At 68.4% G+C, this 13864-nt stretch carries 12 protein-coding genes; 3 read left to right on the plus strand and 9 right to left on the minus strand.

What is annotated here, in order from left to right:
* Positions 1-31: 31 nt before the first annotated feature.
* Positions 32-1966, minus strand: coding sequence for a CocE/NonD family hydrolase (locus ACT009_RS08315; protein ID WP_445193865.1), 1935 nt, complete (start codon positions 1964-1966; stop codon positions 32-34).
* A gap of 176 nt (positions 1967-2142) precedes the next feature.
* Between ACT009_RS08315 and zwf the strand changes: the two genes are divergently transcribed.
* Positions 2143-3642 carry a glucose-6-phosphate dehydrogenase gene (zwf, locus tag ACT009_RS08320; RefSeq protein WP_445193866.1) on the plus strand — a complete coding sequence of 500 codons (1500 nt, stop codon included), beginning with the start codon at positions 2143-2145 and terminating at the stop codon, positions 3640-3642.
* Positions 3643-3680: 38 nt separating this feature from the next.
* Here the strand turns inward: zwf and fucP are convergent, their stop codons facing one another.
* From fucP to ACT009_RS08340, 4 genes are all read right to left on the minus strand, one after another.
* The gene (gene fucP, locus ACT009_RS08325) at positions 3681-4994 is read right to left on the minus strand and encodes an L-fucose:H+ symporter permease (protein WP_445193867.1); all 1314 of its coding nucleotides are present in this window, start codon (positions 4992-4994) and stop codon (positions 3681-3683) included.
* A 114-nt stretch (positions 4995-5108) separates the two neighbouring features.
* Positions 5109-6011 carry an IclR family transcriptional regulator gene (locus tag ACT009_RS08330; RefSeq protein ID WP_445193868.1) on the minus strand — a complete coding sequence of 301 codons (903 nt, stop codon included), beginning with the start codon at positions 6009-6011 and terminating at the stop codon, positions 5109-5111.
* A 78-nt stretch (positions 6012-6089) separates the two neighbouring features.
* A complete protein-coding gene (locus ACT009_RS08335; RefSeq protein WP_445193869.1) occupies positions 6090-7100 on the minus strand; it encodes a zinc-binding alcohol dehydrogenase family protein in 1011 nt (336 codons plus the stop codon).
* Between the two features lie 397 nt (positions 7101-7497).
* Positions 7498-9519, minus strand: coding sequence for a M3 family metallopeptidase (locus ACT009_RS08340; RefSeq protein ID WP_445193870.1), 2022 nt, complete (start codon positions 9517-9519; stop codon positions 7498-7500).
* 198 nt (positions 9520-9717) lie between these two features.
* Between ACT009_RS08340 and ACT009_RS08345 the strand changes: the two genes are divergently transcribed.
* Positions 9718-10404, plus strand: coding sequence for an Npun_F0296 family exosortase-dependent surface protein (locus ACT009_RS08345; RefSeq protein WP_445193871.1), 687 nt, complete (start codon positions 9718-9720; stop codon positions 10402-10404).
* A 68-nt stretch (positions 10405-10472) separates the two neighbouring features.
* On the opposite strand, the gene ACT009_RS08350 is transcribed toward ACT009_RS08345, so the two are convergent.
* The 4 genes from ACT009_RS08350 to ACT009_RS08365 all read right to left on the minus strand — a co-directional run bounded on the left by ACT009_RS08350 (position 10473) and on the right by ACT009_RS08365 (position 13645).
* On the minus strand, positions 10473-10994 hold the full coding sequence (locus tag ACT009_RS08350; protein WP_445193872.1) for a DUF1993 domain-containing protein: 522 nt from the start codon (positions 10992-10994) through the stop codon (positions 10473-10475).
* Positions 10995-11032: 38 nt separating this feature from the next.
* Positions 11033-12148 (minus strand): helix-turn-helix transcriptional regulator, encoded by a 1116-nt coding sequence (locus tag ACT009_RS08355; RefSeq protein WP_445193873.1) that lies wholly within the window; start codon positions 12146-12148, stop codon positions 11033-11035.
* 227 nt (positions 12149-12375) lie between these two features.
* Positions 12376-13011 carry a retropepsin-like aspartic protease family protein gene (locus ACT009_RS08360; protein ID WP_445193874.1) on the minus strand — a complete coding sequence of 212 codons (636 nt, stop codon included), beginning with the start codon at positions 13009-13011 and terminating at the stop codon, positions 12376-12378.
* Positions 13012-13027: 16 nt separating this feature from the next.
* Positions 13028-13645, minus strand: a complete 618-nt coding sequence (locus ACT009_RS08365; RefSeq protein ID WP_445193875.1) for a DUF1206 domain-containing protein — start codon at positions 13643-13645, stop codon at positions 13028-13030.
* A 62-nt stretch (positions 13646-13707) separates the two neighbouring features.
* Between ACT009_RS08365 and ACT009_RS08370 the strand changes: the two genes are divergently transcribed.
* Positions 13708-13854, plus strand: coding sequence for a hypothetical protein (locus ACT009_RS08370; RefSeq protein WP_445193876.1), 147 nt, complete (start codon positions 13708-13710; stop codon positions 13852-13854).
* The last annotated feature ends 10 nt before the right edge of the window (positions 13855-13864 follow it).

Genomic DNA, 13864 nt, shown 5'->3' on the forward strand with positions numbered 1-13864 from the left:
GCGTCCGCAGGGACACGGCTCCGACGCTCTCCTACTTCACCGCCACCGCACTCTGATCCACCGCCACCACCGGCAGCATCACCCGGCTCGCCGAACCGCCGCCATGCTCCACGGTCACCGTTGCCTTCCGGTAGTCGGACTTCTTCGCCAGGAAGATGTTCGGGACATAGACCTGCGGATTGCGGTCGTAGAGCGGGAACAGGCTCGACTGGACCTGGATCATGATCCGGTGGCCCGGCTGGAACACGTGGTTCACCGTCGGCAACCGGAACTTGTATTCCTGCACCTTACCGGCGGGGATCGCGGAGGGCTTGCTGAAGCTCGTCCGATACCGCCCGCGAAAGATGTCGAGGCTGATCGGCAGTTCGTATCCGCCCATCTTCGGGTCGGTCGCGTTCTCCGGCGGCAGCACGTCGATGATCTTGACCACGAAATCGCCATCGGTCCCCGTCGTCTTGGCGAACAAGTCCGCGATCGGGGCGCCCGACACCCGCACCGGCGCGGTCAGCACCGGAGTCTGATACGTCAGCACGTCGCCGCGTCCGTCGACATGGCGCTGGTCGCTCACCAGCCAGTCGCCCCAGCGGCCGTCGCTGAAGTTCACAGGACGTGACAGATGCGGCACCGGCTTGGCGGGATCGGACACGTAGCTGACGCTACCTGCCGCGACTCTATCGAAGCCCAGCGCGCCGTCATTGCCCAGGTAGAGCGGGGTCAGCGGCGCAGTGCAGCCCTTCTCGCACGCCAGCGGCCAGTCGCTTAGCTTGTCCCAATGGTTCTCGCCGGTGTTGTAGATCGCCGCGGCGGGCAGGTTCGCGGGCGGGCCGTCCTTCAGATACTGGTTGAACAGCGGCATCACCATCTGTTCGCGGAATTGCGCCGCGGTATCGCCGTTCCACTGGAACGCGCCCAGGCTGCGCCCCTCGCGATTGACCTGGCTGTGGCGCCACGGCCCCATCACCAGGAAGTTGTTGCCCATTTTCCCCTTGGCCTTCAGCGTCTCCCACGACGTGATCGCCCCGTACATGTCCTCCTGGTCCCACAGCCCCTGCTCCCACAAAGTCGGGACGTTCGAGGGATTGGCGGCGAGCAGCTTGTCGAGCGCCTGGCCCTCCCAGAACCCGTCATAGGCGGGGTGCGACACCATCCGCTGCCAATAGGGCAGCTGGTCGTAGCCCGACTTTTGCGCCCACGCGCCCGCCGACCCGATCTCGCGGAAATTGTCGTAATCGTCGTAGCCGCCGGTCGGCGGCGCCTCGCCTGCGCCCTTGTACCCGGTCTGGCTGCCGAGCCAGGCGATGTTGGCGAGCCGGAACGCGCCGTAATGGAACCAGTCGTCGCCCATCCAGCCGTCGATCATCGGGCTCTCCGGCACCGCAACCTTCAAGGCCGGGTGCGGATTGAGCAGCGCCATCACCACCGTGAAGCCTTCGTAGGACGATCCGATCATCCCCACCCGCCCGTTCGATTCGGGCAGGTTCGTCTTGTTCACCAGCCAGTCGATCGTGTCGTACGCATCGGTGACGTGATCGACCTTGGTCTTGTTGAGCGGGCCGATCACCGGACGGGTCACGACATAGTCGCCATCCGAGCCGTATTTGCCGCGAATGTCCTGATAGACGCGGATGTACCCGGCTTTCACGAACACCTCGTCCGCCAGCGGCAGCGTCGCCAGCATGCTCGGGCTGTCGCTGCGATTGGCGCGACCCTTGGCGTTGTACGGGGTGCGGGTCAGCACGATCGGCGCGTTCACCGCGCCCTTGGGCACCACGATCACGGTGTAGAGCTTGGTCCCGTCGCGCATCGGCACCATCACCACGCGCTTGTCATAGTCCGCAGCGCCGACCGGCGGCACGAACTTGGCGGGAATGTCGCCACCGGTCGCGGCGGCGGGCGGAGCCTGTTGCGCCGCGACCGGGGACAGGACCAGTGCGGCGACGGCGGTGAACAGGATCGGCTTGATCATGGAGCATGGTTCCCAAAGGTCTGATGCGTCCCATGGTGGCGCGCGCATCGGCCGCTGGCAACAGCGGTGAAGCGAACCTGACCTATTCGCCCGGATCATGAACCATCGCGCGTCGCGGCCGTTTGGCGTGCGTCGGCCCCTGCCCGGGCCTCCCGCGTCCAGGAAGGCTGCGTCCGATGAGCAACGATCCCGCCAACGCCGTGCCGAGCGTCGCCCCCGCCCCGCCCGTCACACTCGTGATCTTCGGCGCGACCGGCGATCTCACCCGCCGCCTTCTTGTCCCCGCGCTGGTCAACATGACCCGGCTTGGCCTCAGCGGCGACGACCTGCACATTGTCGGGGTCGGCATCGATCCCGGTGACGACGCGACGCTCCGCGCCAGCGTCTCGTCGCTACTAAAGGACGCCGACGCCGACCAGGCCTGGGCGAAGCTGAAGCCGCGGATCCGCTATATCCAGGGCGATTTCACCCAGGTCCCGGTCTACCAGGCTCTGGCCGCGCACCTCACCGGCAACGTCGCCTATTATCTCGCGGTGCCCGCGCGCTTCTTCGGCGACATCGTCGACAAGCTCGCCGAACACGGGCTGCTCGCCGAAAAGCGCAACGCGTTTCGTCGGGTGGCGATCGAGAAGCCGTTCGGCCACGATCTCGCCTCCGCGCGCGCGCTGAACGCCCGCATCCTCGGCCATGTCGGCGAGCCGCAGATCTACCGGCTCGATCATTTCCTCGGCAAGGAAACCGTCCAGAACATCATGACCGCGCGGTTCGCGAACATGATGATCGAGACGCTGTGGACCAGCAACAGCATCGATCACGTCCAGATCACCGCGGCGGAGGCGGTCGACGTCGGTACCCGCGGCAGCTTCTACGACGCCACCGGCGCGCTGCGCGACATGGTGCCCAACCACCTGTTCCAGCTGCTCGCGATGGTCGCGATGGAGCCGCCCGCCAGCTTCGATGCCGAGGCGATCCGCAACGAAAAGGCGAAGGTGCTGAAGGCGGTCCGTGCCTACACCCCAGGCGCCGCGCGCAAGAACGGCGTGCGCGGCGCCTACACCGCCGGCCGGGTCGGCGACCGCGACGTCGCCGGCTACCGCGACACCCCCGACGTCGCCGCCGACAGCCGTACCGAGACCTTCGTCGCGCTGCGGCTGATGGTCGACACCTGGCGCTGGGCGGGCGTGCCCTTCTACCTGCGCACCGGCAAGGCGATGGCGGTGCGAGATACCGAGATCGTCGTTACCTTCAAGCCGGTGCCGTTCGCGCAGTTCAACAAGACCGCCGCCGAACGGCTGCCGCCCAACCGCCTCGTCATCCAGCTCCAGCCCGGCGAGGGATTGAGCATGGAGATCCTGATCAAGCGCCCCGGGCTGGGCGTCGACACCGTGCCGGTAACGCTAGACTTCAACTATGCCGATCGCTTCGACGTCGGCCACCTCACCGGCTACGAGTCGCTGCTCTACGACATGTTCATCGGCGACCAGACCCTCTTCCAGCGCGCCGACGCGATCGAGGCGGGCTGGGCGGCGATGCAGCCGTTCCTCGACCTATGGACCAAGGACGGCGCGCCCGAACCCTATGCCGCGGGCAGCATGGGCCCGGCCGGCGCCGACGCGCTGCTGGCGAGCCACGGCCACAGCTGGCACGAACTGGCGGCAGCGCCGGCGAAGGGGTGAGCAATCCTCCCCCGCAACGGGAGGGCTGAATGATCACCTCACCCCCGCTCGCCGACCCGCCGCGCGTACAGCCCGACGATCGCGAAACACGCCAGCGGCGCCAGCATCGCGATCCTCAGCCCGCCGACTGCATGCGACACCCAGCCCATCAGCGGCGGGAAGATCGCGCCACCGATGATCGCCATCACGATCAACGACGATCCCAAGGTGGCCGCGGTGCCCAGGTCCTTCACCCCCAGCGCGAAGATCGTCGGGAACATGATCGACATGAAGAAGCCGGTCAGGATCAGCGCGCCGATCGCGAGATCGCCCGGCGCGACCATCGCCACCGCGCACAGCGCGACATTCGCGGCCGCATAGGCGGCAAGCAGCGTGGTCGACCGCACCCGGTGCATCAGCGCGGCGCCGACGAAGCGCCCCGCCATGAACAGTATCAGGCTGGCGGAGAGTAGATAGGCGGCGGTGCGCTCGGGCGTCTCGGGGCGGATGTCCTTCACGAAATCGACGAAGAAGCTCCAGATCCCGACCTGCGCGCCGACATAGAAGAACTGCGCGGCCACCGCCCCGCGCAGCGCGGGCACCCGGAGCAGCGCGCCGATGCCGCCGGCCGATCCCGCCTGCGTCCGCCCGCCGACAACCTTCGGCAGCCGAGTCACCGCGATCGCCGCGCCGATCGCGATCACCACCGCGGCGAGCACCAGATACGGCACCTGCACCATCCGCGCCTCGCCCAGCCGGTACGCGTCGAGCGCGGCGGGGGGCATCGCGGTCAACGCCGCGCTCGAATGCTCGATGCCGGAAAAGATGAAGGTCCCGCCGATGATCGGCGCCAGGAACCCGCCGAAGCCGTTGAACGCCTGCGCCAGGTTCAGGCGCTGCGACGCGCGTGCGCGATCGCCGAACGCGACGATGTAAGGATTGGCCGCGGTTTCGAGAAATGCCGCGCCCGATGCGATCACGAACAACGCCGCCAGGAACGCAGCGTAATCGCGCAGTTCCGCGGCCGGATAGAATAGCAGCGCTCCCACGGCGTAGAGCGACAGACCCGCAAGGATTCCCGCCTTGTAGCCGAACCGGCGCATCAGCAGCCCCGCCGGCAGCGCCATCAGGAAATAGCCGACATAGAAGACGAACTGGATGAACCCCGCCTGCGCACGGTTGAGATCGAGTGCCTTCTGAAATTGCCGGATCAGGATGTCGTTGAAGTTGTTCGCGATCGCCCACAGGAAGAACAGGCTGACGACCAGCATGAAGCCGATGCGATAGCCCGGCGTGATGAACGCCCCACCCGGATCGGCCCCGTTTCCGGCATCGTCGGCATCGATCGGCGGCAACGGCGTCGCGCTCGGCATCCTGGTTCCTCCCCTGGCCCATGTCGGCCCCGCGCCGGCTTGTCGATGACGGCTACGTGCAGACGCTAGGACGAACTTTCACCTGTGGCAACGCGATTTCGCGGCGGCGGCGAATTAGCCTTTGGTGGCGCTCCGCCGCGCGCGCCGTGGCTGCTCCACGACCGCCGGAGGCGCCTCGGGCGCGACGTCCCCGCGCCATCCGAGCCGTGTCGATATCGTGTGCGCCGCCGCCGCCAGCTGCTCGCGCGCGGCATCGACCCCCACTGGCTGCGATCCGTCGATCCGCTCCAGGAACGGGATCGTCAGCGCCGCGCGCAGATAGCCGTCCAGCCCCAGCACCGGATAGCTCATGTCGGTGACGCCATGGGTGATCGGGCTCGGCTGCAGATCGTAGCCGCGATCCGCGACCAGCGCGATCCGCTCCTTCAGCGCGCGGATCGAGCTGCCCTTCGCCAGGCTGATCTCGTCGAGCATCTCCTCGGTCCGCTCGGGGGCGGAAAAGGCGAGGATGACATGCCCCGAACAGCTCTGCGCGAGATCGATCGCGACACCGGTCTGCACGCTGAACCCGCTCGCGCCCGATCCCTTTTCGCGCGCGATCACCAGCCCGTGCGCGCGGTTGCGCACCACCAGGTGGCACGACTGGCCGACGTCGCGCGCCAGGGCCTGCATCACCGGCACCGCCGCCTTGGTCAGGTGCCGCGCCGGCGTCGCGCGATAGGCGAGGTCGAGCAGCTTGTAGGCGACCACCAGACGATCGGTGTCGGGATCCTTGATCAGATAGCCGCGGCGCTCCATCACCACCACGATCCGGAACAACTCGCTCAGCGATCGCTGCAACCGCGCCGCGATCTCGGTCAGCGTCAGGCCATCGGGCGCCTGGGCGAGCAGCTCGATGACGTCGAACGCCTTGTCGAGCGCGGGGGCGGCATAGACGTTCTTCGGCTTGGCCCCGGCAGCGGTCGATCCCGCGCTTGCGCTGTCCCCCGCATTGGCGATGTCGCTGCCGCTAGTCATGCCCGGTCCGTAGGTCGCGTTGGTTCGCTTGACAATGCATCGCTATCGTAATGATCGCGGCCTGCCGGCAATCGCCGCTCAGAAGCGCGCGATCGCCTTCAGGACCTGGTCCTGCTCGTCGATCAGCGCGGGCACCCGCTCGGGCGCGTCGACCGCCGCGAAGCTGTGGGTGTGGAGCGCGTCGGTCGGGATCGATCCGTCGGCGATGCGCGCGATCACCAGCTCGAAATCGGCATGCGTGGCGTTGCGGCTGCCGAGCAGGCTGGTCTCGCGCTTGTGGAATTCGGGGTCGGGAAACACCAGATCCTCGCGCACCACGCTGACCAGCACGTAGCGCCCGCCATGCGCGACATAGCCCAGCCCCTGCCGCATCGCCGCGATGCTGCCGGTGGCGTCGAACACGCAATCGTAGAACTCGCCGTCGGTCGCGTCCGCCAGCGTTGCCGCGACCGCTTCGTCGACGACCACGGTACGCGCGATCCCGACCTTGTCGCGGGCATGCGCGAGCCGCGTCTCGCTGGTGTCGATCAGCGTCACCGATCCGCCCGCGAACTGCGCGAACAATGCCACGCCGACTCCGATCGGGCCCGCGCCGATCACCAGCACCGCGTCCCCCGCACGGACCGCGCCGCGGCTCACCGCATGCGCACCCACCGCCAGGAACTCGACCATCGCCGCCTGGTCGAGCGACAGGCCTCGGACCGCGATCGCGGCGGTTTCGGGCACGCTCAGATACTCGCACATGCCGCCGTCCCGATGCACGCCGAGCACCTCGATCGTCATGCAGCAATTCTCGCGCCCCTTGCGGCATGCGATGCAGGTGCCGCACGACAGATACGGGTTGATCGTCACCATCTGCCCGGGGACGAGGCGCGATCCCTCATCGACCTCGATCACCTCACCCGCCAGCTCGTGCCCGATGACGCGGGGGTAGCTGAGGAAAGGCTGGCGACCGGCGTAGATATGGTAATCGGTGCCGCACATTCCGATCCGCCGGATCCGCAACAGCACCTCGCCCGGCGCACGGCGCGGCATCGGCCGCTCGTGCACGGCCAGCATCAACGGGCTGTCGCAAACTATTGCCTTCATCAGCCCTCCCCCGGCCCGCTTCGTGATTGGCAAGCGTTGCGTAGATGAAACTAACCTGCCCTATATGCAAGTGCTAACCCGGGGCTTGCGATGAACCGAACCGAAACGGTTTGTTTCGAACTCGGCGTAGACCTGTTTGGCGCGGCAGCTACCAAAGCGCACGTGCTTACCGCGGCGGTAGCGTCACCACGCGCCGGGGCTGCACGGTAGTAACAACGGCGGCGCGAAGCCGGCCAAGCGACGGTTACCCATGCACCCGAGCATGTGAAAAAAATCGGGCGCGTCAGATAGCGGCCGGCATTGGCGTGCTGCGGACGATCAGCGTCTTCGGGCGACGCTACACCGCCGGTGCGCGCGCGAAGCTCAGACGCCGAGAGTGGGCGCGGTCCGACCGCGTCTACCCGGCGAGCCCGTGGCGGACCAGCATCGCTGCCGGATCGGGATCGCGCCCGCGGAACGCGCGGAAGCTCTCCGCCGCGGGACGAACCGCCCCCTGCGCCAGCACGGTGTCGCGGAACAGGTCGCCGGTCGCGCGATCGACCAGCCCGGCCTCGACGAAGCGCTGGAACCCGTCTGCGGCGAGCACCTCGGCCCACAGATAGCTGTAATAGCCCGATGCATAGCCGCCTGCGAAGATGTGGCTGAACGCATGCGGGAAGCGGTGCCATTCGGGTGGGCGGATCACCGCCACCTCGTCGCGTACCGCCTCGATCACCTCGATCGGGTCATGCCCCATCGTGCCGAGATGGAGCAGCAGATCGAACAGCGCGAACTCGACCTGGCGGACGATGAACATCCCCGACTGGAACCGCCGCGCCGCCAGCATCCGTTCGAACAGCGCCACCGGCAGCGCCTCGCCGGTTTCGTGATGCCCCGACATGCCGGTCAGCACCTCCCGATCCCAGGCGAAATCCTCCATCAGCTGGCTCGGCAGTTCGACCGCGTCCCATTCGAAGCCGCTGGTACCCGCGATGCTCGGCCGGTCGACCCGGGTGAACAGATGGTGGAGACAATGCCCGGTCTCATGCAGCAACGTCGTCACGTCGTTGTGGCTCAGCAGCGACGGGATCGTGTCGCCGACCGGCGCGAAATTGCAGACCAGATACGCGACCGGCACCGCCACCGCATCGCCGTCCGCCAGCCGGGGCCGCGCCGGCGCCATCCAAGCGCCGCCGCGCTTGCCGGCGCGCGCATGCAGATCGAGATAGAGCCCGGCGATCACCGCGCCGCCTTCATCGATCACGTCGAAGAACCGCGCATCGTCATGCCAGCGCGGCGCATCGTCGCGCGCCACCAGCCGGATGCCGAACAGCCGCGTCAGCAGCGACTGCCACCCCGCCATCACCCGCTCGACCGGGAAATACCGGCGCACCGCCTGCTCGTCGACCGCATAGCGATCGAGCCGCAGCCGGTTGGCGACGAAGCCGACGTCCCAGGGCTGGAGATCGTCGATCCCGATCGTCGCCGCGAAGCGGCGCAGGTCCGCCAGGTCGCGCTCCGCCGCGGGCCGCGCGCGCGCCGCCAGATCGCGCAGGAACGACAGCACCTCGCCGGCATCGGGTGCCATCTTGGTCGCCAGCGACCAGCTCACCGGATCGGGATAGCCGAGCAGCTGAGCCGCCTCGCGCCGCAGCGCCAGGATCGCCGCGATCCGATCGCCGTTGTCGAACTGCCCCGCCTGCGGCCCGCGGTCCGACGCACGCGTCCCGAACGCCTCGTAGACCCGCGCGCGCAATCCCCGATCTTCGGCGAAGGTCAGCACCGCGCCGACACTCGGCTGCTGCAGCGTCACCACCCAGCCGCCCAGCCCGCGCGCCTGCGCCGCCGCCGCGAACATCGCGCGATCGGCGTCGGCGATGCCCGCCAGCAGCGCCGCGTCGGTGACATGCTCGGTCCACGCCTCGGTCGCATCGAGCACCGCGCTGCCGAACGCGGTCGACAAGGCCGACAGCTCGACCGAGATATCGCTGAACCTCGCGCGCGCCTCGGCCTCGAGCGCCACACCCGCCTGCACGAAATCGCGCACCGCCCGCTCGACCGCAACCCGGTCCGCCAGCGGCAGCGTCGCGAAGGCGGGTGCCGCGGTCAGCGCCACGAACACCTCGTACAGATCGCGGTTCTGCGCCACCGCCATGGCGTGCTCGACCAGCCGGTTCTGCCCCTCGGCATGGGCGGCGCGCAGCTCGGGCGTGTCCGCCACCGCGTGGAGGTGCGACACCGCCGACCACAGCGCGTCGAGCGCGGTGTCCGCGCGCTCGAACGGCAGCCAGGCGTCGCCGAAGTCGGTCGGGCGCCGCGCCACCAGATCGGCGACGACCGCGCGGTGCTTGTCGAGCGCGGCATCGAGCGCGGGCAGGATGGCGTCGGCGGTGAGATCGGCGAAGCGCGGCAGGGCGCGGGGATCGAGCAGCAGGGTCAATGCGAACGGCCTATCGTGGACGGGATGGCCTGACATAGGCATCCGGACGCCGCCATGACACCCCGCGCGATCGCCTTTGCCGCAGATGCCCGCCACCCCAGTATAGCCACCCTCATTCGGGGGTTCATGCACGCGATTACGCGATGGTACGAAGTTGTCGTGGGGCAGATCCGAGTCGTCAGAACATCGGTCACGCACATGGCTGAGGTCTCCCACGCCAACGCTGAACAGGGAGGCTTTATGTCGTTACGATCGAACACCTTAGCATCTGCGGCTATAGTAGGCGCACTTTGCGCGCTCGCAGCGCCGGCAGCGGCTGCTACTTTCACCTTCACGCCGGGCGGCAGCGCACCGACCGCGGGATACAATGTCGTCAACACCTTCACGAGCGATGCCGGCCTTGTCGGTGTCGGCTTCCAGATCAAGACGCCGCCCGCGGACGGCGACGGCGCACCGCCGGCGAGCTCGACGTTCCCCGGCAGTTCGTACCTGTCGGTGCTCGGCGACGGGTTCGCCACCTACACCTTCGGACCGGGCGTAACCGCCTTCCAGTTCGATTGGGGCTCGGTCGACAGCTACAATACGCTGACATTTGTGACCAGCATCAGCGGCGAGACGGTGATCCCCGGTAGCGATTTCATCAGCCCGTCGGACGGCAACCAGTCGGCCGATTCGACCAATGGCCTGTTCACGGCCATGGCGGGAATGGGTGAGACCTTCACCAGCGTCACCTGGTCATCGAGCCGGAATTCATTCGAGGTCGATAATCTCGCGATCGCGGCGGTGCCCGAACCGGGTACCTGGATGATGATGATGATCGGCTTCGGGATGATCGGCGCGACGGCGCGCTACCGTCGTCGCCACAGCCTCATCACCTACGCCTGACTCCCTGACAGGCGGCGAGGGAGCCGCCGGCCTCACGGCTGGCGGCTCTTTCCCGACGCGTGAAGCTGTCAGCGCTTCAGGCGCAACATGCCCAGGAAGTCGCGCTTGCCGAGCTTCACCCCCTGCGCGCGCAGGATCGCATAGGCGGTCGTCGCGTGGAAATAGAAGTTGGGCTGCGAGAACGACAGCAGGAAATTGGCGCCGGTGAACGGGATCCGGGTCTCGCCGAACGCGAACTGCGTGTCGCTGTCGGCCATCGCGTCCACCGCGTCGCGGTCGAGCGCCTCCAGGCTGGCGATCGCCGACTGAAGCAGCGCATGCAGCCCGTCGAAGTCGCTCGGCCAGGCCGACATGTCGGGTGAAAAGGATCCGGCGCGCACGCCTTCGACGCCGCCCAGCGAATGCGCCGCGCACGATTTCACCTGATAGCCGAACGGCAGCATGTCGGGCGCCAGCCGTGCGTCGATCAGGTCGGCCGCGGTCCTGCCCTGATCGGCGCAGAACGCCTCCGCCTTGGTGATCAACGCGTCCACCGCGCCCAGGATCTGGAGATTGGACGGGATCACGGCATCATAGAGTGAAAACGGCATCGTCCTGCTCCTGCTTGTCGACGGCTCGGGCGCTCCCCTTACGACGAACTCGGCCCCGCGCCGAGCCCGGTAAGCGTGCGCACCAGATCGCCTTGCCGGTTGATCCCGGTCTTGGCGAACACCGCTGCCAGCTGGCGCCGCGCGGTGGCGGCGGTGACGCCGTGTCGTCGCGCCGCGTCGGAGATCGTCAGCCCCTCGAGCAGCGACCGGGTCAGCCGCGCCTCCGCCGGGGTCAGGTCGAACATGAGCCGCAACAGGTCGGCACCGGGAATGCTGACGTTCCCCGCGCTGGCGAGCACGATCAGCACGCCGTCGCTGCCGAAGAAGTCGCGCGCGCCGCGGTTCAGCGGGATCATGTGCGCCGCCGCCGGATAGCCGCGCCATTGCAGGTCGAGCGGCACCGATCGCCCGCCCGGCAGCAGGCCGGTCGATCGCACCTCGTCCACCGCCGCCTGGAGCCGCAGGTCCCGGAACCGCATCGCGCGGGTGATCGGCGCGATCGTCGCGTTGTTGGCGAACGCCTGCTCGAACTCGACGTTGCAGCTATGGTGCCGCCCGTCGCGCGTCATCACCGCCGCCGCGACGCCCGCGAGCGACAGCGCGTCGAGGACCGCATCGTCCATCCGCGCCTGCACCGCCGCCGCGATCGTCAGCGCGCGGCCGAGATGCGGCCGCAGCGCGTCGAGGAACGGCACCGCCGCCCGCGCGCGCTCGTGCGTCCCGCATCCCTCGATCGTGAGGATGCAGGCGTCGTCGGGCAGTCCCTGGAACAGCGATCCCGCACCCCCGATCATCCCGCGCGGCGCCAGGAAATCGCGCTGCACCGGCATCCGCGCGAGTTCCTCGACCGCGATATAGTCGGTCTCGACGCAGAAGCCCGGATGATGATCCGCGATCAGCCGATCGACCCGCCCGCCGGTGAGGTGCCAGCCTTCCGCGAAGAACGCCTCGACCACCGGCTCGATCGCGGGGGACGCGGTCCAGCGCATCCGATCCGCCGACGCGGTCATGATCATCGCGCCCATCCCGCCGGCTTCGCGCGCGATGCCGTCCAGCACATCGGGCCATCGACGGACGTCGATCGCCGCCTCGTAGATCGAATCGATATGATCGTCGAACGCGATCCCGCCGGACGTCCCGGTCTTGCTTGCCACCCGCAGACCCTCCCTGTCGGCGGCGATGCTCCCATGTCTCGCGGGCGATAGCCATAGCTATAGCTTCGCGACCGGTGTGCCAGGGCCGCACACCGCCGCGCGAGTCACGGCACCGATAGCTCGCATACATAAGATGATGGATGCGAATCGCTTGCCGTGATGCTTGTTGTTCGGTGCGACCCAAGCCCGGCGACGGGCGACTGATGCCCGGCGACGGCGGCCGGGCATCATTTTTGCCGCTTGCGTGTCCCAGCCTTCTCGCCGCCCGGCACCAGGATCAGCGTACGCCCCTCGACCCGCCAGGATTCCAGCTGGGTCAGGAAGTTCATCCCCAATATGTCGACGTCGCCCAGCGCCGGGGCGATCACCACCGGCAGGTCGCGCGCCTCGATATCGCCGAGCCGCAGCACCCGGATCCGCCCGGTATCCGCGCGCACGGTCCCGTTCGCGGTGCGCATCAGCACCGGCACCAGGCTCTGCCCGGCATCGATGCCTGCCCGCCGCGCGGTTCGTGCCGACAGCGCGGTGATCGTCGCACCGCTGTCGATCAGCATCCGCCGCTCGACCCCGTCGATCGTCGCGCGCGCCCAGAAATGCCCGTCGGGGGATAGCCGGATCCGCACCTCGCTGCCGGCGACGCTCTGGCTGTCGAGCCCGAGCCGCTCGGTGAACCGCGCGATCCGCGGATCGAACGGCGCCTGCTGGAACAGCATGAACAGGCACGCCGCCAATATCGCGAGCGAGAACAGCGCGCGCAGCAGCCGCCCGACATAGGGAATGCGAAACACCAGCGTCAGCACGATCGCCGCACCTACCGCATAGAGCGCTACGTGCTGCCACTGGGGAAGCGTCGCGATCGACAAGATCCCGCCGCTGGGCCTAGCGGCCGCCGACCGCACCGGCGATGCGGTCGATCGGCACGTCGTGGAGCTGGCGGAACCGCGCCTCGATCAGGCTGAACAGCCCGAACGCGAACAGCCCCACCGCGATGATGATGTCGACCGGGCTGGTCAGCCACGACAGCGCCGCCGCGGTGCCGCCGGCTTCGCTCGCGCGCTCCTCCAGCCCCGCGCGCAGCACGAACACGCTGCTGATCAGGAACACCACGCCCCGCGCCGCATAGCCCGCACGCCCGCTCCATTGCGCCCAGGGCCGGTCCGCGATCCGCGGCTCGAGATAACGCAGGAAGCTGCCCTTCGCCGCCTTCACCAGCTGCACCGCGCCGACCGCGAGCAGCACCGCACCCGCGGCGATCAGGATCGCCTGCCCGCCCGGCAGCTTCAGCGCGGCCGCCGCGCCGTCGCGTGTCCCGTCGCTTGCCGACGCGGTGCCGCGCATCAGCTGGATCGCCTGCCAGGCGAGCACCAGGTGGACCAGCCCGCTGATCCCCGCCCCGGCGCGCTCCAGCGCGCCCTTGCGGTCGGTGCCGTGATGCTCGACGTCGAACCCAGCATCCGCCAGCCGCCACAGGCCATAGGCGACCAATCCCGCGGCCATGATGCCGAGCAGTATTTGCCCGCCGCAGAGCGCCGCTAGTATCCTCCGCTCGACCCGTCCGGATGACCAGCAGCGCGATGACGATGTACAACAGCCCCCGCGTCGCGAACCCGATCCGGGTCAACAGCGTCAATCGCGCACTCGCCGTCATGCTCATCCTCCTGCCCGCCGCCAACGCCGCGCGCCACGGCTCCGTTCCTGCATCGTAACGGCCGGCGA

It is taken from the genome of Sphingomonas sp. Tas61C01 (assembly GCF_052567495.1).